Below are 19711 nucleotides of genomic sequence, written 5' to 3'. Positions count from 1 at the left end.
AGCACAATTTTACAATCAAAAAAGCTCAATACTATTGAGAAATACTGACTTCTTTACTGAGCGTAAGTTCGTGACATGATGTCACCTTATTCCGTCCAGTTTTTTTTGAGTGATATAACGCCATGTCGGCTTGGTTTACTATGCTTGAAACGGTATCAGCGCTCTGTAGCTCTAAAAAGCCAATACTGATTGTTAACTGCTGTATGTGCTCAAAATCATGACTGGCTACTCGCTGTCGTAAACGGGTGAGTGCATTAAGTGCATCCGTATTTGTTTGCGACTGAAACACTATTGCAAACTCTTCCCCTCCGTATCTAAAAGCATAATCTTCAATTCTAAAATTATTTTTTATGAGTTTAGCAACTTGTGCAATTACACCGTCGCCAACTACATGGCCAAATGTATCGTTAACATTTTTAAATAAATCAATGTCAACAATGGCTAAATACCAACAGCGTTTTGTATCTGCTTGCTCTCGGGGTAATAAAAAACCATTACCGGTAATGTCAAAGGTTTGGCGATTTAAAAGCCCCGTTAAAGGATCAAGCCGCGACTTATGCAAAATCCATAATTGATTCGCATATACATTTAAAATGTACATCGCTAATGCACTTATTCTGTCGGTTATTAACTGCTTGGTTTTAATAATTAAAACACCCAGAATAGTATCGCTATGATTAACCGGGATGTATGTTGTTACATCATCAGTCGTATGAATAACCCTTGTTTTACTAGGCGTTGCTTTATTAAGGATTAATTGGGCTTGACTGGGCTCTAAGTATTTTAAGTTGCTGTGTGTGTTTATCAGTATAGGTGGGGCTTGCAAGGTAACGTGCTTGTTTATGTAAATAGCAAAATTATCGACGCTTAGTAAGTCACCTAGCACGTCTATTAAAGCCGAATCTAAATGGCTTTCGTCTTCCTGACAAGTGAGTTCGACTACCCACTCGTGGCCACATGAATTGGCTTGCATTGCCACACCCAATTTGAATAATTTTTAACCATTTTAGACGTAATCTATAACTTTACTAAATAATTAGACAGTTAATTAAAATACATGCTTTTTAGCTAAGCATTAAAGTAGTACCAAATCATCCCTATGCAATACTTCTGCCCCAGCGTCATAACTAAGTAACTGTGCAATATTTTTTGAATGTGCGCCTTTAATTTTATTAACCTCCGAGCGACTAAAGCGGGTTAAACCACGCGCAATTACTTGGTTATTTGTATCAATCAAATCTATTAAATCACCACGCTCAAAATCCCCAAAGGCACAAGTGACTCCTTTGGCCAATAAACTTGCCCCATTATTTTGCAGCGCACTAATAGCGCCTGCGTCTATTGCTATTTGCCCATTACTTTTAGGCCCGGCTAATAACCATTTTTTGCGACCATCTTTAGGCGCTGTCAACTTTAAAAAGCGAGTACCCGGTAATTGCTCGCTCATGCATTTTAAAATAACGTTGCTGCCAGCGCCTTTGGCAATAATGACTTCAACGCCTGCACGCCTTGCTATATCAGCCGCTTGCAGCTTTGTTGCCATACCGCCAGTGCCTAAGTTAGTACCACTGCCACCAGCAAGTTGACGCAGTTCATCGTTTATGTGAGTTACTTCGTCAATAAGCTTTGCATCGGCATTGGTGCGCGGATCGCTGGTAAACAAGCCGTCTTGATCGGTAAGTAATAGTAATTTGTCTGCATTAGCTAATATAGCCACCAAGGCCGATAGGTTATCGTTATCACCCACTTTTATTTCGCTTGTCGCCACCGCATCGTTTTCATTTATAATAGGCACCACGTTGTAACTAAGTAAGGCCGTTAATGTATCGCGTGCGTTTAAGTAGCGCTCTCTGTCATCAACATCAGCGCGTGTTAGCAGCATTTGCCCTACGTTTACACCATACAAGGCAAATAAACTTTGCCATATATGAATAAGTTGGCCCTGCCCAATGGCGGCTAACATTTGTTTATCCACTAAGCTCGTACCACAGGATTTTAATAGTTGCTCACGGCCTGCAGCTACGGCGCCGCTCGATACCATAACAACCTGATGCCCCTGCTTTTTAAGCTCGCAGCATTGGCGAACTAACTCAACCATATGAGCTTTATCTAGTTTATCGGTGCCACCAGTTAGTACGCTTGTACCTAACTTTACAACTATTATCTGTTCCCTTTGCATTGTTTTTAGCTATTAAAATTTTATTATGATTTAACTTATACCAGCTCGGTATTTTTGAACAAGTTAAAAATATTCATGCTAGGATCGCGCTATATTTTATTGTTTAAATTACGTCTTATGCCTGCCAGTTTATGTTTAATTATTGCCACTTTTTTATGGGGCAGTTCGTTTATAGCGCTTAAATACGCCATTGCCATTTACGATCCAGCGTTAGTGATATTTTTACGTATGCTTACTACGCTCGTTATTTCATTGTGTTTATGGCGTTATGTTATTCGCTTTGAATATCAAAAAGGTGATTGGAAGTATTTAGTGGGCATGTCACTTGCTGAGCCGTGCTTGTACTTTTTATTTGAAGGCCACGCAATGGAATATACATCGGCATCTCAGGCGGGTGTTATTGTGTCGTGCTTGCCAATAATAGTGGCGTTTTTAGCATTTTTTATGCTCAAAGAATATATAAGTAAAGCTATTGTAGTGGGCTTTACGCTATGTATTGGCGGCAGTATTTTACTTACGCTGCTCTCACCAAGTTCAGAACAAGCGCCTAATCCTATTTTGGGTAACTTTTTAGAGTTAATGGCTATGGTGTGCGCTGCATTTTATACTGTTAGTATTAAGCACTTAGCAAACCGGTATTCACCACTGACTTTAATTGCATTACAAGGCATTAGCGGGAGTTTGTTTTTTGCCCCCTTTTTATTTTTTATTGACCTACCCAGCGAAAATCAACACGACCTAACGGCACTTATGAGTATTTTATATTTAGGCTCTTGCGTTACTTTAGGCGGTTACGGTATGTACAACTATGCAATTAGCAAGGTATCGGTGCTTACTGCAGCAGCGTATTCAAATTTAATTCCTATTTTTACACTTATCTTATCGGCCATTATTTTGGGAGAAGTACTTACACTTTGGCAGTGGCTTAGTATTTTTGTGGTATTTATTGGCGTTATGGTTAGCCAGCGCCATCAAGAGCTTGTTGTTGATATACCACTTAGTGAATCTGGTGAAGATATTTCTGCCGATACCAATAACCTCAAATCGGTGCCCGATGCTAATGCATCAAAGGGATAACAGGTAAGTAAATAAAGCCCCGGTGTGCGTAAAAAGTCATGCTGCGATTGATGAATTATATCAACCGCCGTGACTTTATACTGCTGTAACTCCCCGCTTTGTAACTGCATAGTAAACTGCTCCTCTACTTTGGCGTGCTGTAAAAACGCAAAGTGGGTGTCGTTATGACCTGCTATTAGCGCTCCCTTCTGGCGATTGCCCAATTCCCCCGCGGGCAAAAAATGGCTTGGTGCAAATGCTAAATTTCGACCACTCGCACCACCAAGCACACTTAACGTTTTGTTATGCGATGGAAAGTGAAGCTGCGCGGTTACAAAACTGTCAGCATAAAACCACGGTTTTACTTTTTTACCAGGGTCTGCAAGCGCTTGCTGCCACGCTTGCTCAATAAGCACTTGTGCAAGCCATGCCTTTGCTTGCATATACAAACCGTGGCCAAACAAGCTGAGCCCAGCAATTAATAGCCCTGCACTTAACCACTTTTTCATGCTTTAACGCGTCTTTTTAATTTAAGAGCACCAAACGTTATAAGTAACATACTACCCAACATTATATGCAGCCTACTTTGACCATCGGTTTGCGGCAAACGCATTTCCATCCCTTGCGGGACTTCGTTAGCGGCTTGCGCTGTTTGATCTGCAACGTCTTTAATTTGAGTATGTTCAATGGCAATAAACGCAGTAAATGGACTTAAAAGCTGATGCGTTAAAGCTAATTTTTGCACCTCGTCTTTAACACTACTTTGCTCGTTATATAAAAGTAACGATTTAATTTTTTGACGCGCCCACAGCTTTGCTATGCCTTTGGCTTGAGAGCTATTTTGTATGCTTAATTTAATACTTAAAGGCCCTTGTGCTGTTTGCCCTGTCAGTATCACACTTTTAGCATCATTAAGTTTTATAGCAACCATGATAGGCTCTCCAAAATATAAATCAGGCAGTGGTGACGGCCAAAAATCTAAACTGTTACCGTTTTCATCGCTTAAAGCTAGGTCTGTAATGGCTGGGTGGGCGAGCTTATCAAATAACTGCTCCATTTTAGGCTGTACTTCTTGTGTGCTGCCGATAAAAGTAAATGTGCCTTTTCCTATATCGGCTGCACGGCGCATAAAAAAGCTATTAGGAGCACTACCAATTCCTACCGTAAATAAACGGCTATCACCTAATTTAGCCTGAATATTTTTAAATAAAGTAGCTTCGTTACTTACACTGCCGTCGGTTAAAAACACTACTTGGCGTACAAAACCATCAAACGTACTGCCATCAAGTACCGCGTCAAGCGCGCCTTGTATTTCGGTGCCACCATCGGCTTCAAGGCTGTAAATAAAACGCTCTGCTCGGCGTAAGTTAAAATCACTGGCTATAAGAGGCCTATCACTCATGGCGGTGACATTATTATCAAAACCAATAATGTTAAAACTGTCGTCGCTTTCAAGTAACGACAGCGCATAAAATAATGCCTTTTTGGCCTGCTCAATAGACTGCCCATGCATTGAGCCCGATGTATCTACTACAAATACCATTTCTCGGGGTAAGCGCTGAGTTTGCGTAAAATAATCCCCTGGCGGCATTAACATAGCAAGGCCATAATGGTCTGCGTTTTCAAACTGCTGGGTAAAAAAGGCAGCTTGCGCGTTTTCTTTTTGAAGCGGTTTAAACGCTAAAACAAAGTCACGATTAGCCCCATTTGTATCGTTCAAGGCTATTTTATATTGCCCAAACGCGGGATTATTAACATTAATACGGTGATGTTTAGAGGTTATATCAACAAGCTCTAACCCCACATCTATATCTATGTTTAAAGTAAACTCACTGCTTGGTGCATCATTATTTTTTTGAATGTTATAAACCGGGCTTAGCCAACCACTGGGCGCTACGTTTTGATCCATAAGGCTTGAACTAGGCTGCTCTAATGTGCCATTTATTGCATGGTAGCGCGGTGTAATTGTGGTAGGAAAACGAATAGTAAAAGTACCACTGCGGTAATTAATAATTTCTTGATACTCAAGCTCAATAGCCACCTGTTCACCGGGGCCAATATTTGCCACATTAGTGACAAACATATTTGCCCGTTGTTGACGCACCAGTGCAGCCTGCTTTCCTGCCTTTTGAGCTTGTGCGTATTTTTTTTCGGCCTCTATTTTTTTATCAATATGCCCTTTAATAACACGCTCACCAATACGCATTGTCATGGCGTGCACTGCACTTTCGTCGGGTAGTGGAAACACATAACGTGCATTCACCGCAAATGGGTTTTCGTTTTGATAAGTTTGCTTAACTACAACATGGTTAATTAACCCTGTTACTGTCATATGAGCGTCGCTTTTTAATATTATGGCAGGGCTAACGGGCTTACCTAACGTATCGGTTAGTTCAAGCTTTGGCGATTGCGCATAGCTGCTTTTACTTGCTAATAGCGCTATTGCCGTGAATATAAAAATGCTTGCCTTAACAAGCATTTTGGTTGGGTTACTCAACATAAAATCACTCCATCGAATGCTAAAATTAGTTACTCGCCGTTTGGCCATTTACAGGCGCTAGTGAACGGGTAGTCAGCGTTACTCGACGGTCAAAAAAGTTATCTTCTATGGTATTGCTATTTGCCAATGTGTGTTGTTCACCAAAGGCTTGCGTACTTAAACGTTTGTGGCTAACGCCGTGTTTTATTAAATAACTTTGCACTGCATTTACACGCTTTTTAGAGAGCAGAAGGTTGGCTTGCTCATCGCCTCGCTGGTCGGCAAAGCCACTTAAATCAAGCGCTAATTGAGGTTGATTGTTTAAAAGTACAACTAACTGGTCGAGCTGTTTAGCAAAGTGAGGCGCTATGGTGCTTGAACCCGTTTTAAATTGAACGGTCATCGCAAGCAGGTTATTAATTTGAGATTGTGTTAACTGCTCGTTTTGCTGTGCAAGCACCTCTAATTGCTGCTCTAACAGATTGTTATGATTAAGTACGTGTTGGTAGTCGTTGGTTTTTTGTTTCATTACTGCCAAGGCGCGTTGTTGTTCATCAAGTTTGTTGTCGGCTACTTTTGCATCCCCAATTAAGCCACCAGCAAATGCGCCTATAAACGCGCCGATTGGTCCACCAACCACACCACCAATAACAGCGCCTGTACCTAAACCTATTGCGGTTTCTTGAGTTGCTTCTTTTGAGGGCGAATGTTCAGATGCCGATGAAAATGTCGGAGTAGAAAAACCAGCAACAAGCGTTAGCGCGATTAATGTCTTCTTCATAATATGATCCTTAAAATTGATTTAACTTTGTGATGTTTTGTTTCGATAGGTGCATTAAAACAACACCAAGTGGCAACAAAGGGGAGCAAAAATGGCAAACCGCTGAGCAATTGTGGCAAAAAAATGGCAATTGCCTTTTTAACCGTACATAGCTGAAAAACTTCGATATAGTGCGTTTTAAAATAAATAAGGGTGTGTAGAATGAAAAAAATAGCCATCATTGAAGATGAAACCGCCATTCGCGAAAACTACATGGAAATGTTAGGCGCACAAGGCTACCAAGTGAGTGGTTACAGCGACCGCATAACGGCAGAAAGTGCATTTAAAGACGCACTCCCGGATTTAGCCATCGTTGATATAGGCCTTGGCCACGAAATTGATGGCGGCTTTTTACTATGCCAAACCCTGCGTACCTTATCTAAAACGCTCCCTATTATTTTTTTAACCGCACGCGATAGCGAAATAGACACGGTTTGCGGCCTACGTATGGGCGCTGACGACTACTTAACAAAAGACATTAGCTTGGCACATTTAGCAGCACGAATAGGCGCATTATTTCGCAGAATGGAAGCCCTTGAACACCCCGCCGATGCCAATGCACTTATAACACGCGGGCAGTTAACGCTCGACACACAGCGCATGCAGGTTTTTTGGCAACAGCAATTAGTGGATTTAACCGTGACCGAATTTTGGATGCTGCATTCACTTGCGCAGCGCCCAGGCCATGTAAAAAGCCGTAACGATTTAATGAGCGATGCAAAAATATATGTGGACGACAGCACCATCACCTCTCATGTAAAACGCATTCGTAAAAAGTTTATAGCCCTCGACTCACAATTTGATTGTATCGATACCGTGTATGGTATGGGTTATAGGTGGGAGCAGCATTAATGCTTAGATTTGGCCTACGTAGTAAGTTTATTGTGCTTTCTTGTTTTTTATTTTTACTGCCGTGGCTAGGCTACGAGTACGTATGGGAAATGGAAAAGTTTTTACGCCAAGGCCAAGAAAAAACACTCGTAGGCACAACGCGTGCACTTGCCACTGCTCTGCACGAACGCCCTGCTTTATTTGACGAGCAAACCAACTTTTTAGACCAAGTAATAAAAGGCCGCGACTTATACGCCTATAACTTAAAACACCCTATTCAGCTCGACGGCAAACTAACCGACTGGGAACCCTACAAACCGTTATTTTGGCATTACGATAAACGCTATTTACAAAAAACTAATAAAAACCACCAAGCCAGCGATTTATCTTTCGACCACATGGTAGGCAAATTTGATAACTACTTATATGCCATTTTTAATGTGACCGATAACACACTTATTTATCGTGCTAAAAACAGCTTAAGCATTACTAATAACGACCATTTAAAAATTGGTTTAAAAGCCCCTGATGGCCAATTTAATACCTATATCATCGCCCCAAGGCAAGACGGCTGGGTTAATGCATTTAATGCAGACACCAAAGCACCATTTACAAAAATTCAGGGCTATTTTAAACGCACCCAAACAGGCTACACCGTTGAACTGCGCTTTCCGTTAGCCATGCTAGGAAACAAACTGGGCTTTGCTATTGTAGATACCGATAGCTTAAGCGAGTTACCTAACGCTAACGTTATGTCGACCTCTAATTTAAATAACCCAAGCGATTTAGGCTCAGTGCTTGTGCCTTCACCAGAAATTAGCCGCATTTTAAAAGGGATGGGCCACAGTGGCAGCCGTATATGGGTGGTAGACAATCATCACCGCGTACTTGCGCAATCGGGCACTATTCAAAACGCTGATGGTGTATGGGCCGATGGCCTTAAAAATCAGCCACCCCAAAATGCCTGGCAACGCTTTGAGCAAACCTATTTGCACCCACTTTATTATAAAATTTTAACCCGTCCCGAAAACGAATTTATAGATACCCTACACGACGTAACATCTATGCAAGGCAGTCATTTAGCTAATGCATTAAAAGGCCAACCTGCATCGTCTTGGCGGCTCACCCCTGATAGCAAAGCCGTTATTTTATCTGCCGCCTACCCTATTTGGATTGAAGACAAAGTCATTGGTGCAGTAATAGCAGAAGAAACTACAAATGGTGTGCGTACGCTTCGTAATAAATCGCTCGAAAAGTTATTTAACGTTATTTTAGCCGTTATGCTGATTGGTACCGTGACTTTATTCTTTTTTGCATCACGAATATCGAGCCGTATTAGGCGCCTTCGCGATACCGCAGAGCAAGCAATAGATGCACAAGGGCGTGTTACTGGCAGTATTAGTTACAGTGATTCTAATGATGAAATTGGCGACCTGTCGCGTAGCTTTGCAAATATTGTGAGCCGATTGGGCGGCTATACCGACTATTTAGAAAACATGTCTTCGCGTTTATCTCACGAACTACGCACGCCTGTTGCCGTGGTGCGATCATCCCTTGAAAACTTACAAAGTTTGGAACAAACCGAGCTTAGCCAAAAATACCTCGATCGCGCAAGTGAAGGCGTAGAGCGCTTAGGTAAAATAATTACCACCATGAGTGAGGCTACTCGCCTTGAGCAAAGTATTCAAAGTAACGAGCCTGAGCCTTTTGATTTACAAAAAGTAATAAATGGTTGCATGCAAGGCTATCAGCTTACTTACCCAAACCAGTTATTTACGCTTGATGTATGCCAAAACAAATTACCTATGCAAGGCGCACCTGAGTTTATAGCGCAGCTGCTTGATAAGCTCATTAATAACGCATTAGAGTTTAGCCAAGCTAATACCGCGATTAACGTAACGTTACAAAGCAAAGATACACAAGCAGTTCTGAGCGTAAGTAACACAGGCCCATTATTACCCGAAGGGCTAAGCGAGCACATATTTGATTCTATGGTGTCTGTGCGCAGCCAGCACATGCAGCAACAACCGCATTTAGGCTTGGGGCTTTATATTGTAAGGCTGGTGTGCGATTACCATAAAGGCAGTGTAACTGCGCAAAATAATACACAAAATAATGGGGTCACTTTTACAGTGAGTTTGCCATTAGCAAATTAGTTGAATGAGCTTTTAATATTGATTAGTTTTAGCCTAGCCTAGCGGGGAAACTTGTAAGACTTAATTAAACCAAGGAGCTTAATACCTGCTGATTACAAACCATTAGAAAAACGGCGATTAAAGTATAAAGTAGTGGGTAAACGGGCATCAAAACGTAAAAATTGAATTGAACGCATATCTTTCTTGTTATTACACCTTAATCAATCTTATGTCTTTAATCATATTCACGGACATTTTAGCCCACAAAAGAATACCAATAAAACCTAAACCGAGTAATAAGTAGTGCTTAATGTTGCTTAAACTATCAGCATGCATAAAGATGATAAAGCTGTACCCAAATAAAAATACCGCAAATAGTGGGATGGTAATTATTGCAGCAAAAATTTTAAATTTACGTGATTGGCGATCCATTGTAGGTACTCCTCTTACTGTAATACCTTGGATAATGGGCTAAATACCGCTCTTGTATTACGTCCGTCTTAATCCATTTGTTATGTAACGTGGACATCTGACCCGAACTTTTTCCTATTTAAACTTAACATTATCACCCCTGTTAATCCCAAAAATGTACCAATAGGAATTAAAAAAAGTAATAAAATTGAATAAATTAACAGAGTCCAAAACAGCCAATTAGTTCGGTAATTTAGGCCTATAACGGAAACTAATAAAAACATAAGCCCCAACATAAATATACCAAAACCGACCACAATAGATTTCAACATTGATATTTCTTCTGGATTTATTTTAGGTTCATTTGTTCCAAAAAGACTTATATCTTGGAATGATGAGTACATAGGGTAAAACGCATCTGCCACTCCCAATGGAAATGCCCAAAAAAGCAATAAGCCTAAAATTGCAATGTACTTCCCTATAACCTCTTTGCTCATTTGCTACCTCTTACTTAGTTACATAACGCTTGCCTAATACGCAATGTGTTGGCGTGGTTGTTTGCTTCAATGGCGTACACAAAATTTGATAATTGAGCTTCATCATCTTGTAAAGATGAAAAACAAGTTGTTTTGATTTCACCCTTACTGTCACCATACTTAATTTCATATGGATAACTGCTAACACATATTTTTTCTAGATCGATTAAACCAGCATTGCCATCGCGTATGTCTTGTTTGGCAAAGCGAAAAAGTTTCTGCTTTTCACTTTTTGTAAAGAGTAAAGCAACTTCTACATTCTCTTGGTTTACGAAGCAAAGTGAGCGTTTAAAAACTCCTTTTCGAGAATCGAAAAAATCGCTCCTAGCTCTCAATGATACGAACTCAGTGTAACGGGTTAACGAACAAGAGCTTAATAAAAGAGTTAATAAAACTAGAATTATTCTCACAGTTATACTTTGTACATAACGCCTCAATAAGAGGCAGAGTTAAGCTTGGCTATACTCTGTGAGGCACGACACGAGCCAAGCTTGACGCGTCCGACTTTATTGACTTGTTATACGTAATATACACCAAACTAAAAGATTGCATTTTTACCTTTGACCGAGAACATTTTGCCAATAATTAACTCTGTTTCAGTTAATTCATAAGGTACGACAACGGTAACTGAATAACCACTGACATGATCTAAATCTACAGCAATTGAATCCGAGCCATTAACCATAACGTCATAAACTAAAGCTGAAGCAATAATTTCTTTGGTTTTAGCTGATTCGATATAGTGGTTTTTAAGTAAGACGATTAATTCTGATGACTTCGGTCTTTCTTCACCATTTGAAACAGACAGATTAACTTGTTCCCCATTTGGTTTCATTATTTCACCAAATGGAAAGAACTCTTCATTTTCCAGCAATAGTTGTTTAGCTATTGGTAATACAGCATCAAATAGCTTTTGAGTCTCAACTTTTCCTTGTTCCATATTACTTCCAAAAGATTTAAAACTTAGAATTAAGAATATTGCAGCGAGCTTAATTTTCATGATTACGTATAACGCCCTAATAACTGGCGTGTAGGTTGGCTTTGTTTTTGCCATGTTTTTCTTTTGCAAAAACGATGACAACCGTAATGCGTCCAGTTGATTAGCTTGTTATGTGTTTTTAACACCACTAATATCACCCATGAACTTAAGTAGTGCTTTATATAGATTTTGATGCTCGGCAAGCATAGTCTCGTATGCCTCGAGATGTTCTAAACCTTCGAAGTTTACTTCCCTCGTAACCTTTATATCTTGTTCATTATGCTTCTCAATAATCTTGATCAGCTTTTCATCCATTAAAGGTCTATACACTGTTAATGCATAGTCAACTTTATCTTTGATATTTTTAAAGACGTAAGGTTTAACTTCATTTTTTTCAAAACCTTCATAATTTCCATGTAAATTATCAATTTCATTTTCAGTACCTTCAATCACCTCTGATAAAGCATGAGCTAACTCAAGAAGTACACTTTTATTCATATCCCAAACTCGGTCTTTTCTAGCTTTATGCTGAGAATCGAAATGGATCATTGTGGCGATAATAGTCGCCATAGCTATTACAACATTCACAGAAAGTGAATGATTAAAGCCGAATCTATGATCGAGAACTAAATATAAAATAGTTGCCGAAAAACCAATCATGATACCAAGAACTACTTTAATCAATGTTTACTCCAAATTTGCTAAAATACATAACAACTTTGTATCCGACATGTGTCGCTTTATAAACCGGCATATGTCCAAATATTACAATCAATCTAATGTAGCCAGCTAATAAGCGCATGTAAACAAATAGTTATATAGCATTCAAAATATTCTAAATGTAGAAATACTCCAAAATGGTAGAGATCAGTAATATTAGACAGAAAAGTAATGTGCTAATAAACAGTGAGGAAATAAACAGTCACCTTCCTTTGTAACTATTCACTTTTAATTCAGTCGCGTTCACATACTCTGGGGATATATTAACGCATTAAGCAGTAGGATTTGCCGTGACCCCATCACTTGAACGAGAAGAGCTCGACTTTATTTTTAGTTTATATAAATCTGATAAAAACGCTGAGCCAGAGGCAAATAAACCACAGCATACGCAAATAAACGACCTTTAAAAGTACCGCGCCTTGAGGTGCAAGGCGTATCTCAATACTTGACTTAATTTACACTAGTTAGCTTGTTGTACTTGGCTCATCACTTAAAAACGCTTTGATACAGTTTATTTCTGCCAGCTTTACTGCCTCGCCTATTTCTGGGCCTTTTTTGCCACTTTTAAGCGCCTCTTGCACTATGTGCTTTTTATCCATTTGCTGTAATTTACTATGAATGGCGCGCAACTTAATTGCCTGCGGGTAAGGCTTATTAACCAGTGTTTCTCCGCGACCTTGCGCGTCACACTGGCAGGCTTGAGTAAATGCTAAAAAGCGTTCAGGGTGCACCAAACCATTTAAATTAGTGACAATTAATTTATGAATAGTTTGCGGCCTAAGCTGATCAATCGTATGGCATAAAGTGTGATTATCGCTGGTCAATACGCCAATATCACGAAAACGATTAGGTACTTTTAAACGATTACAAAATGACTCTACTACCGCTACACCTTCGCGTTCGTGACCGCGTAAATTGCCGCGTATTTTATAACTAAGGGCCTTACCAAAATCGTGGGTAAGCGCAGCAAAACGGGTTTCTAAATTAAAATTTAAGTCGGCCGCACGCCTGAGCACCAACATTGTATGCACAAATACATCGCCTTCAGGGTGATGATTGGCAGGTTGTGGTACGTTTTTCATTTGTTCTATTTCAGGAAAAATACCCAGTCCATCTAATGCTTGAAAATAAAGCTCGGGGTGTTTTTCGCCAAGCGCTTTTTCGGTTTCTAACCATACCCGTTCAGGAACTAAGTGGTTAAGCTCGCCTTTATTTTTAAGCTCTCGCATTAACGTATAAGTGCTGGGATGGATTTGCCAATCGCTGCCGTAACGCGCTAAAAACCGTGCAATACGCAGCACTCGCACAGGGTCTTCTACAAAGGCGTGTGTAGTGTGGCGCAGTATTTTGTTTTGTAAATCGTGTTGGCCATTAAAAGGGTCAATAATTTTACCGTTTTCGTCAAGTGCCATAGAGTTTATGGTTAAGTCGCGCCTTGCGAGGTCTTCTTCAAGTGTTACGCTTGGGCTGGCGTCAACCACAAAGCCTGTATAACCCTTGCCGCTTTTTCGTTCGGTACGCCCTAGTGCGTATTCTTCTTTTGTTTTTGGGTGCAAATAAACAGGAAAGTCGCTACCTATTGGTAAAAAGCCAAGCGATTCCATGGTACTGGGCGTTTCGCCAATAACCACATAATCGTTATCTTTTGATGCAATGTTTAGCAGTTTATCGCGTACTGCTCCACCGACTAGGTAAACGTTTTTTAAGCTACTTTTCACGTTGTTTCCACACTCATTTACAAACTTCATTTATAGCAATCATATCATTAAAAGCGTTGTGGTTTGCCAAGCATATGTAAGCTCATTACAATAGCGCATCATTTTTTGTTTAAGCTGTTATTCAATGAAAAATCATTCATCAAAAAAAGAGCTCATGCTGCTGCCAATTTTACTTGTCGTTATTGTTATGTGTGTGGCGGGGCACTTTTTATTGCAAGCTAACTTTCAAGACAGCAACATGGTTGAGTATATGTTAGCAGCCTTGCCGTTTGCTATGTTTGGCTTAGTTATTGTGGCTTTTAAGCTGGCATCAAACAGTGAAAAAAATGAACAAAACGAGCAAGAAAAATAGCGGCTTAAGATAGCTTTATTATTCAGTGCTCAGATTACTTAACTTATAAAACATGGTAACCAAACCAATCCGGTTTTATAGGTTGTGAAAGCCCACTTGGGCTAAGTTTTATTGTTAATTGACTGTCGAGTAAATCAATTGCAAAGCAATCGTCTACGTCGTGTAAGTCGTCTTTATGAATATGGCTTAGGCCTGCTAATAAATCATGTTTAGCTCGCTGCTTTGCCTCTTCACTACTGCTTGCTACATATAATGCAAAGTCGTGTTGCTCTGCCATTGAGTCGCTTCTGTAAGCGCCTAAGTTTACAAAATAAAGCTGTTTATTTTGTTCAACATAACCCTCTACCACTTCTACTTTGTAGCCATCAATATTGTTAACAGCCATAAAACTATCCATGTGTACGCTGTTTTTGTCGCCAACCCATTGGCTTTTTAATTTGGTGTAGGTTTGCTCTATGTTTTGCCCAACTACAAAGCGAATGTCGTGCATTTCTATGTGGCAGCCTTGAATTCGCCCGCCTAAATACACCATAAATAACTGCATGAGGATTCCTTTAATTTTTTACGCCAAAGTATCAACGTCAATATTATGTTTTTTAATGAGTTTATAAAAGTCTGAACGATTACGCTTAGCAAGCTTGGCGCCTTCTGCTACGTTGCCGCCTGCCATTTTTAGCGTATTAATAACGTAATCACGTTCAAACTCTTTTTTAGCGTCGTTTAATGAGAGTGGCTCTACACTTTTTTCGTTGCTATCGAGTGCTGCTAATACTAAATGCGCTGAAATAACCTCACCAGGTGTTAAGGCTACCACTTGTTCAACAACATTTTGTAACTGACGAATATTTCCCGGCCAATCATAACGTACCAATGCGTGCATAGCATCATTGGCAAAATGTTTTTCATTTTGGTTCATTCGTTTAGCGATACTTGCGCTAAAGTATTGAGCTAGTAGGCTTATGTCTTCACGGCGTTCACATAGTGGTGGTAATTTTAAATTAACTACATTTAGGCGGTAGTACAAATCTTCTCTAAACTGCTGGTTTTTAATGGCTTCGGGCAAGTTTTTGTGAGTTGCCGATACAATACGCACATCAATTGAGATCTCTTCTTGAAAACCCACTGGGCGAATGGTTTTTTCTTGCAGTACACGCAGTAACTTTACTTGTAAGTTAAGGGGCATATCGCCAATTTCATCTAAAAATAATGTACCGCCCTGCGCTTGCTGAAATAAACCTTGGTGATCTTTTACGGCACCAGTAAACGCTCCTTTTTTATGGCCAAATAATTCAGACTCTAAAAGCTCCCCTGGTACAGCACCACAATTTATAGCCACAAAGGGCCCGTTACTTACTTGGCTATGCTGATGAATAGCCTGCGCTAATAACTCCTTACCCGTTCCACTGGCACCCGAAATAAGCACATTAACGTGAGTAGGCCCAAGTAACTTAACTTGTTCAAGCAAGTGCAACATGGCACCACTGCGCGTTACTATATTACCTTTTGATGGGGCTTCATCGGTATTTACACCGTGAATGTCTATTGCATTTGCAAGGCTATCAAATAGCTCGTCTTTATCGACCGGTTTAGTAATGAAGGCAAAAATGCCTTGTTTAGTGGCTTCAACCGCATCGGGAATAGAGCCATGCGCTGTCATCATAATTACTGGTAATGCAGGGTATCGGCTTTGCAGTTGACGATGCAGCGCCATGCCGTCCATTTCATCCATTCGTAAGTCGGTAATGACGGCATCAAACACGTGACTTTTTAAAATTTGTAGCGCTGCTAAGCCACTTTCACAAGTTGTTACTTGATAGCCTTTTGATTCAATACGAATAGCAAGCAACTTTAATAAACTTGCATCGTCATCAACTAATAACACTTTTGCTTTGTGCGGACTATTTGTGGCCATGGTTACTGCTCCTTGGTATCTTCGCGAAGTAATAGCTGCTGCTCTATATCTGCCAGCGACGACAGGGTTTTCTGCATTTGGTTATTAAGTGCTTGTTGCTCTTTGTGAGCATTTATTTGTAAGGTAATCTGCTGTTTTTGCAGCCATAAATACTGCTTTATATCGTCAGGCCAAAAATAGGCTAGGTCGAGTTTGAGTAACTTGGTCATTACTGTATTTGGGTCGGTACTTACTTTTAAGCACATAAATTTAAAAAATGCTTTTAGCTCATTTTCACCTTTAAATGACCGCTTTGTTGGTGGCAATGTAAACCCACCACATTGATTTGCATGAAGCGCTATAACCCGCTCAGATGAAGGATAAATGGGGGCTAATTTAGGCATTGGCTTGGGGCTAGGAGATACGTTTTTAGTATTTGATGTTTTATTACCGCCCTGCGCTTGCGTGCCATTATTAAGCTCACAACCCGATACAATTAGGCTACCTGCAAGCACACATAAAATAGTGAGTATGCGCATTGTTAATTAACTCCTAAACTTTTACTGATTGGTATTTTTATTAAAAAACGGCAACCGTGTGGTTTATTTTTCTCAACACTTAATGTGCCTTGTAGCTGCTCAACCGTCTCTTTTACAATTGTTAGGCCCAAACCACTGCCTTGTAAGGTAATACTTTGGTCATGTTTACCTTGATAAAACGCACTAAAAATATGGTTTATTTCGTGCTCTTTAATGCCACAGCCATTATCGGCCACAACCAAACACAGCTGATGTTGCTCGCATTTTAATTTTACAGTCACACCTTGGTTATCATCAGAAAATTTTAAGCTGTTTGAAATTAACTGAATTAGCATCATTTCTATTAGTTCATTAGGAAGCGCAAGAACAGTGCTTGAAACAGAGTTTTGCCATTGAATACGTTGTTTTCGAGCCGTTAGACGATGCTCAAAATGGCCATTAATTTTTTTAATTAAATGATCAATATTAACCTCGCTTGAGCTGTTTATCGTTGCTCTAATAGCGTTATAACTCAGTAAGCTGTCTATCATCATGCGAAGGCGCACCATAGATTGAGTTATAAGGGAAAGCACTGCTTTTTGTTCGTCATTAATGGGGCCAACAATTTCATCTGTTAGTAAATCGGTTCCTTCAACCATAGAAGCAAGTGGTGTTTTAAGCTCGTGTGTTACGTGGCGTAAAAACGTATCTTTTTGTTGCTCAAGCATATGCAGCTGAGTTTGTACCCACTGTAGTTTTTCTCCAAGTTCGACTAACTCTGACGAGCCTTTTACCGCTATTTTTTGCTGCCAATCCCCTTGCCCTAGCTTATCAATAACCCTAGTTAATCCCTTTAAGCGCCCACTTATACGCCATAAAAATCCACCACCAACCAATAAAGTAAGTGGAATAAGTGCCACCAGCCAATTTATAAACGACGTTTGTAGGCTAGCTAGCTCGTTTTGATTAAGGGTTATTTGCGCTTCGTTTTTATTTTTAAGCCACACTGTTAGCGCTGTAATTAACTCGCTTACAGGTACAAATAGCGCTGCATCTTGCTTTTTTTGATCAACAAGTTGCTGGTGTGCTGTTTGTAAAACATTTAAAAGCTGTGCCCATTGGCGTGTGTAATCTGGGTTTGTATTAATGTGTTTAAGGTCGTTTATGCTTTGTACTGAAGATTGCCATTTATCAACTATGAGGGTGTCGAGCGAATCACTTTTTAATACCCAGTTTTGTCTTGTTGCGCGCTCAAGACTGTTAAGGTCTTGCTTTAAGCTAGCGAACGATTTTGTAAGCTGATAATTATTACTTACAATTTGTTGAGTGGTTGCTAGCTGCTTGTTTAACGCATTTAAAAACACAATGACCACTATAGACAGTGGCAATAACGACAGCAGCATACTTAACGCAAACTGCCCTATTAAATTAGGGCGCCAATTAAGCATTGCATTGTAATGTTTAGTAAACGTTGCAGCCATTGCAGTAAACTCTATCAGTAAATAACTCGCCTATTATTATCAATACCGCCTATACACATGCTGAACCATATTAATATTCACTCGCTATAGTGTTGCTAAATAGCAACATTGCAACCTATTGATTTAGTTAACATCATAAAAAACACCTCACACTCTGTTGCTGTACTCATACAAAATTACACACATAAAGTGTAATTTTTACCTCCCCTTTCAAGCAACAAAACGTAAACCATTGAAAATAAACAAAAACAAAACATGGCACCCTTTTTGTTAGTAGGTATGACAAATGAATTTAATAAGGAAATACTCATGAGAGCAAAAGCTTTGGTTTTTTCAACATTACTTGCATTAGGTTTAGTTAATACAGACGCATATGCTATGGACGTTGAGGCTACGTTTGATGCGCTAGATAAGGATAATAACGGCTTGTTAAGCGAAGCCGAGGCCCAAATGGATGCTGTGCTTAAGGAAAACTTTGCACAAATAGACACAGACCAAAGTGGCCAACTGTCGCTAAATGAATTTAGTAAATTTATTCAATAATTCAACTTCAAAAGGAATGAAATTATGAAACAACTTATTGCCGCGTTTTTATTATTATTTTTAGCTATTAGTGCAACAGTGTTGGCATCTCCTTCGGCTGTGCGATTTGCACACTTAGATACAAACATGGACGGAAGTATCTCGTTTGTTGAAGCTAAGCAGGATAAAGAGCTGCTTAGACAGTTTACCGATTTAGATGAAGACAACGATGAGATGATCTCTAAAGCAGAGTTTGAAAACTTTAAGCCGTAAAAGATTAAGTTTTGCTTAAGTTTTTAGCATGTAAAGTGTACTAAAGCATTTGCCATAATCCCTGAGGGAGTGTGTAAAAGGATTTAATGTTGGGAGTTAAATTATGGCAAGTGCTTTATCTTATCAAGCTTTATACCTCGTTATTAAATACAACTTAATTACCCTTTTGGAAGGACTACCATGAAGATACGTTGCTTTGTAACTACCACGGCATTGCTGTTAAGTTTTAATGCCTTTGCACTTGATGTAAAACAACGCTTTGATCACCTTGATACAGATAAAAGCGGTTACCTTACCCATAACGAATTAGAGCGCCAGCCACAGTTACTTAGCACGTTTATAATGTGGGATAAAAATCAAGATAAACAAATTTCATTAATTGAATTTAAAAACTACCTTACTAACAATCTTTACTGAGTATTTTAATGAACCCCATTCGCTTATTTATTTTATGCACTCTAACCGTATTTAGTGCATCAAGCTTTGCCGCAAGTGACACTATTAACAACCAGTTTAAAAAAATAGACCGAAACAAAGACGGATTTTTAACGCGTTCTGAAGCCTCAATAGACCCCGCCTTGTGGTCTAAGTTTATTCGTTACGACCAAGATAAAGACGGCCGACTAACACTTAGCGAATACCATTTATATGCCAGTAAGTAGCCCTAACTTAAGTAACCTTTCTAACTTTAGGTTTTAGGCAATTAATTTAACAGCTAAGCAACCAGCTTAGCTTTAACTGTCTATTTTACGAGCTTATCGCATCCTGTTGGTATTCTAAAAAAGGGTTTGCTAGTGTTATTGCACTAAA

23 protein-coding genes are annotated in these 19711 nt (G+C 39.6%); 8 read left to right on the top strand and 15 right to left on the bottom strand.

All coding sequences use genetic code 11. The features are described 5' to 3' along the window. Positions 1–31 precede the first annotated feature (31 nt). Positions 32–973 (bottom strand): GGDEF domain-containing protein, encoded by a 942-nt coding sequence (locus tag RF53_RS02075; RefSeq protein WP_039036483.1) that lies wholly within the window; start codon positions 971–973, stop codon positions 32–34. 102 nt (positions 974–1075) lie between these two features. Next, positions 1076–2179, bottom strand: a complete 1104-nt coding sequence (gene proB, locus RF53_RS02070; RefSeq protein ID WP_039036482.1) for a glutamate 5-kinase — start codon at positions 2177–2179, stop codon at positions 1076–1078. Positions 2180–2296: 117 nt separating this feature from the next. On the opposite strand from proB, the gene RF53_RS02065 reads away from it, so the two are divergent. Further along, positions 2297–3256: a DMT family transporter gene (locus tag RF53_RS02065; RefSeq protein ID WP_008130411.1), complete on the top strand. Its 960-nt coding sequence runs from the start codon at positions 2297–2299 to the stop codon at positions 3254–3256. On the opposite strand, the gene RF53_RS02060 is transcribed toward RF53_RS02065, so the two are convergent. From RF53_RS02060 to pdsO, 3 genes are read right to left on the bottom strand one after another with little or no spacing between them, the layout of a single operon-like run. Next, a complete protein-coding gene (locus RF53_RS02060) occupies positions 3151–3744 on the bottom strand; it encodes a class GN sortase (RefSeq protein ID WP_039036481.1) in 594 nt (197 codons plus the stop codon). The genes RF53_RS02065 and RF53_RS02060 overlap by 106 nt on opposite strands. Further along, complete coding sequence (locus RF53_RS02055; RefSeq protein WP_039036480.1) at positions 3741–5735, bottom strand: marine proteobacterial sortase target protein; 1995 nt, start codon at positions 5733–5735, stop codon at positions 3741–3743. The genes RF53_RS02060 and RF53_RS02055 overlap by 4 nt, the downstream gene beginning before the upstream one ends. Positions 5736–5760: 25 nt before the next feature. Then, positions 5761–6495, bottom strand: a complete 735-nt coding sequence (gene pdsO / locus RF53_RS02050; protein WP_039036479.1) for a sortase-associated OmpA-like protein PdsO — start codon at positions 6493–6495, stop codon at positions 5761–5763. Between the two features lie 201 nt (positions 6496–6696). On the opposite strand from pdsO, the gene pdsR reads away from it, so the two are divergent. Both pdsR and pdsS read left to right on the top strand, forming a co-directional pair. Continuing rightward, positions 6697–7386: a proteobacterial dedicated sortase system response regulator gene (gene pdsR, locus RF53_RS02040; protein WP_039036477.1), complete on the top strand. Its 690-nt coding sequence runs from the start codon at positions 6697–6699 to the stop codon at positions 7384–7386. Next, positions 7386–9521 carry a proteobacterial dedicated sortase system histidine kinase gene (gene pdsS / locus RF53_RS02035; RefSeq protein ID WP_039036476.1) on the top strand — a complete coding sequence of 712 codons (2136 nt, stop codon included), beginning with the start codon at positions 7386–7388 and terminating at the stop codon, positions 9519–9521. The genes pdsR and pdsS overlap by 1 nt, the downstream gene beginning before the upstream one ends. A 189-nt stretch (positions 9522–9710) precedes the next feature. Here the strand turns inward: pdsS and RF53_RS02030 are convergent, their stop codons facing one another. The 6 genes from RF53_RS02030 to RF53_RS02005 form a co-directional block, all read right to left on the bottom strand. Next, complete coding sequence (locus RF53_RS02030) at positions 9711–9932, bottom strand: hypothetical protein (RefSeq protein WP_039036475.1); 222 nt, start codon at positions 9930–9932, stop codon at positions 9711–9713. An 80-nt stretch (positions 9933–10012) separates the two neighbouring features. Further along, entirely contained in the window at positions 10013–10408 is a 396-nt protein-coding gene (locus RF53_RS02025; RefSeq protein ID WP_039036474.1) for a hypothetical protein, read from the bottom strand. 14 nt (positions 10409–10422) lie between these two features. Beyond that, positions 10423–10857 carry a hypothetical protein gene (locus RF53_RS02020; RefSeq protein ID WP_039036473.1) on the bottom strand — a complete coding sequence of 145 codons (435 nt, stop codon included), beginning with the start codon at positions 10855–10857 and terminating at the stop codon, positions 10423–10425. A gap of 128 nt (positions 10858–10985) precedes the next feature. After that, a complete protein-coding gene (locus tag RF53_RS02015; RefSeq protein ID WP_039036472.1) occupies positions 10986–11501 on the bottom strand; it encodes a hypothetical protein in 516 nt (171 codons plus the stop codon). Positions 11502–11555: 54 nt separating this feature from the next. Continuing rightward, positions 11556–12110: a hypothetical protein gene (locus RF53_RS02010; RefSeq protein WP_039036471.1), complete on the bottom strand. Its 555-nt coding sequence runs from the start codon at positions 12108–12110 to the stop codon at positions 11556–11558. A 500-nt stretch (positions 12111–12610) separates the two neighbouring features. Next, positions 12611–13864, bottom strand: coding sequence for a multifunctional CCA addition/repair protein (locus tag RF53_RS02005; RefSeq protein ID WP_039036793.1), 1254 nt, complete (start codon positions 13862–13864; stop codon positions 12611–12613). A 124-nt stretch (positions 13865–13988) separates the two neighbouring features. On the opposite strand from RF53_RS02005, the gene RF53_RS02000 reads away from it, so the two are divergent. Next, positions 13989–14216 (top strand): hypothetical protein, encoded by a 228-nt coding sequence (locus RF53_RS02000; protein ID WP_039036470.1) that lies wholly within the window; start codon positions 13989–13991, stop codon positions 14214–14216. Between the two features lie 43 nt (positions 14217–14259). Here RF53_RS02000 and RF53_RS01995 read toward each other — a convergent pair whose 3' ends face one another. From RF53_RS01995 to RF53_RS01980, 4 genes are read right to left on the bottom strand one after another with little or no spacing between them, the layout of a single operon-like run. Then, positions 14260–14760, bottom strand: coding sequence for a DUF1543 domain-containing protein (locus RF53_RS01995; protein WP_006791892.1), 501 nt, complete (start codon positions 14758–14760; stop codon positions 14260–14262). 18 nt (positions 14761–14778) lie between these two features. Further along, a complete protein-coding gene (locus RF53_RS01990; protein ID WP_039036469.1) occupies positions 14779–16128 on the bottom strand; it encodes a sigma 54-interacting transcriptional regulator in 1350 nt (449 codons plus the stop codon). 2 nt (positions 16129–16130) lie between these two features. After that, a complete protein-coding gene (locus RF53_RS01985) occupies positions 16131–16646 on the bottom strand; it encodes a hypothetical protein (RefSeq protein WP_039036468.1) in 516 nt (171 codons plus the stop codon). A 2-nt stretch (positions 16647–16648) separates the two neighbouring features. Continuing rightward, a complete protein-coding gene (locus tag RF53_RS01980; RefSeq protein ID WP_039036467.1) occupies positions 16649–18106 on the bottom strand; it encodes a HAMP domain-containing sensor histidine kinase in 1458 nt (485 codons plus the stop codon). A gap of 309 nt (positions 18107–18415) precedes the next feature. On the opposite strand from RF53_RS01980, the gene RF53_RS01975 reads away from it, so the two are divergent. The 4 genes from RF53_RS01975 to RF53_RS01960 all read left to right on the top strand — a co-directional run bounded on the left by RF53_RS01975 (position 18416) and on the right by RF53_RS01960 (position 19563). Beyond that, the gene (locus RF53_RS01975) at positions 18416–18649 is read left to right on the top strand and encodes a cag pathogenicity island protein Cag25 (RefSeq protein WP_039036466.1); all 234 of its coding nucleotides are present in this window, start codon (positions 18416–18418) and stop codon (positions 18647–18649) included. A gap of 24 nt (positions 18650–18673) precedes the next feature. Next, entirely contained in the window at positions 18674–18901 is a 228-nt protein-coding gene (locus tag RF53_RS01970) for a hypothetical protein (RefSeq protein ID WP_008130972.1), read from the top strand. 180 nt (positions 18902–19081) lie between these two features. Continuing rightward, positions 19082–19318, top strand: a complete 237-nt coding sequence (locus tag RF53_RS01965; RefSeq protein ID WP_006791886.1) for an EF-hand domain-containing protein — start codon at positions 19082–19084, stop codon at positions 19316–19318. An 8-nt stretch (positions 19319–19326) separates the two neighbouring features. Then, positions 19327–19563, top strand: a complete 237-nt coding sequence (locus RF53_RS01960; protein ID WP_008130970.1) for a calcium-binding protein — start codon at positions 19327–19329, stop codon at positions 19561–19563. Positions 19564–19711 lie beyond the last annotated feature (148 nt).

Origin of the sequence: Pseudoalteromonas sp. ECSMB14103 (assembly GCF_000813065.1) — a bacterium.
Taxonomy (GTDB): Bacteria; Pseudomonadota; Gammaproteobacteria; order Enterobacterales; family Alteromonadaceae; genus Pseudoalteromonas; species Pseudoalteromonas marina.
This window is presented reverse-complemented; position numbering and strand designations above follow the sequence as displayed.

Coding starts and splice junctions, on each gene's coding strand:
- RF53_RS02075 (WP_039036483.1), bottom strand. CDS start 973: ATGCAAGCCAATTCATGTGGCCACGAGTGGGTAGTCGAACTCACTTGT.
- proB (WP_039036482.1), bottom strand. CDS start 2,179: ATGCAAAGGGAACAGATAATAGTTGTAAAGTTAGGTACAAGCGTACTA.
- RF53_RS02065 (WP_008130411.1), top strand. CDS start 2,297: ATGCCTGCCAGTTTATGTTTAATTATTGCCACTTTTTTATGGGGCAGT.
- RF53_RS02060 (WP_039036481.1), bottom strand. CDS start 3,744: ATGAAAAAGTGGTTAAGTGCAGGGCTATTAATTGCTGGGCTCAGCTTG.
- RF53_RS02055 (WP_039036480.1), bottom strand. CDS start 5,735: ATGTTGAGTAACCCAACCAAAATGCTTGTTAAGGCAAGCATTTTTATA.
- pdsO (WP_039036479.1), bottom strand. CDS start 6,495: ATGAAGAAGACATTAATCGCGCTAACGCTTGTTGCTGGTTTTTCTACT.
- pdsR (WP_039036477.1), top strand. CDS start 6,697: ATGAAAAAAATAGCCATCATTGAAGATGAAACCGCCATTCGCGAAAAC.
- pdsS (WP_039036476.1), top strand. CDS start 7,386: ATGCTTAGATTTGGCCTACGTAGTAAGTTTATTGTGCTTTCTTGTTTT.
- RF53_RS02030 (WP_039036475.1), bottom strand. CDS start 9,932: ATGGATCGCCAATCACGTAAATTTAAAATTTTTGCTGCAATAATTACC.
- RF53_RS02025 (WP_039036474.1), bottom strand. CDS start 10,408: ATGAGCAAAGAGGTTATAGGGAAGTACATTGCAATTTTAGGCTTATTG.
- RF53_RS02015 (WP_039036472.1), bottom strand. CDS start 11,501: ATGGCAAAAACAAAGCCAACCTACACGCCAGTTATTAGGGCGTTATAC.
- RF53_RS02000 (WP_039036470.1), top strand. CDS start 13,989: ATGAAAAATCATTCATCAAAAAAAGAGCTCATGCTGCTGCCAATTTTA.
- RF53_RS01995 (WP_006791892.1), bottom strand. CDS start 14,760: ATGCAGTTATTTATGGTGTATTTAGGCGGGCGAATTCAAGGCTGCCAC.
- RF53_RS01990 (WP_039036469.1), bottom strand. CDS start 16,128: ATGGCCACAAATAGTCCGCACAAAGCAAAAGTGTTATTAGTTGATGAC.
- RF53_RS01985 (WP_039036468.1), bottom strand. CDS start 16,646: ATGCGCATACTCACTATTTTATGTGTGCTTGCAGGTAGCCTAATTGTA.
- RF53_RS01980 (WP_039036467.1), bottom strand. CDS start 18,106: ATGGCTGCAACGTTTACTAAACATTACAATGCAATGCTTAATTGGCGC.
- RF53_RS01975 (WP_039036466.1), top strand. CDS start 18,416: ATGAGAGCAAAAGCTTTGGTTTTTTCAACATTACTTGCATTAGGTTTA.
- RF53_RS01970 (WP_008130972.1), top strand. CDS start 18,674: ATGAAACAACTTATTGCCGCGTTTTTATTATTATTTTTAGCTATTAGT.
- RF53_RS01965 (WP_006791886.1), top strand. CDS start 19,082: ATGAAGATACGTTGCTTTGTAACTACCACGGCATTGCTGTTAAGTTTT.
- RF53_RS01960 (WP_008130970.1), top strand. CDS start 19,327: ATGAACCCCATTCGCTTATTTATTTTATGCACTCTAACCGTATTTAGT.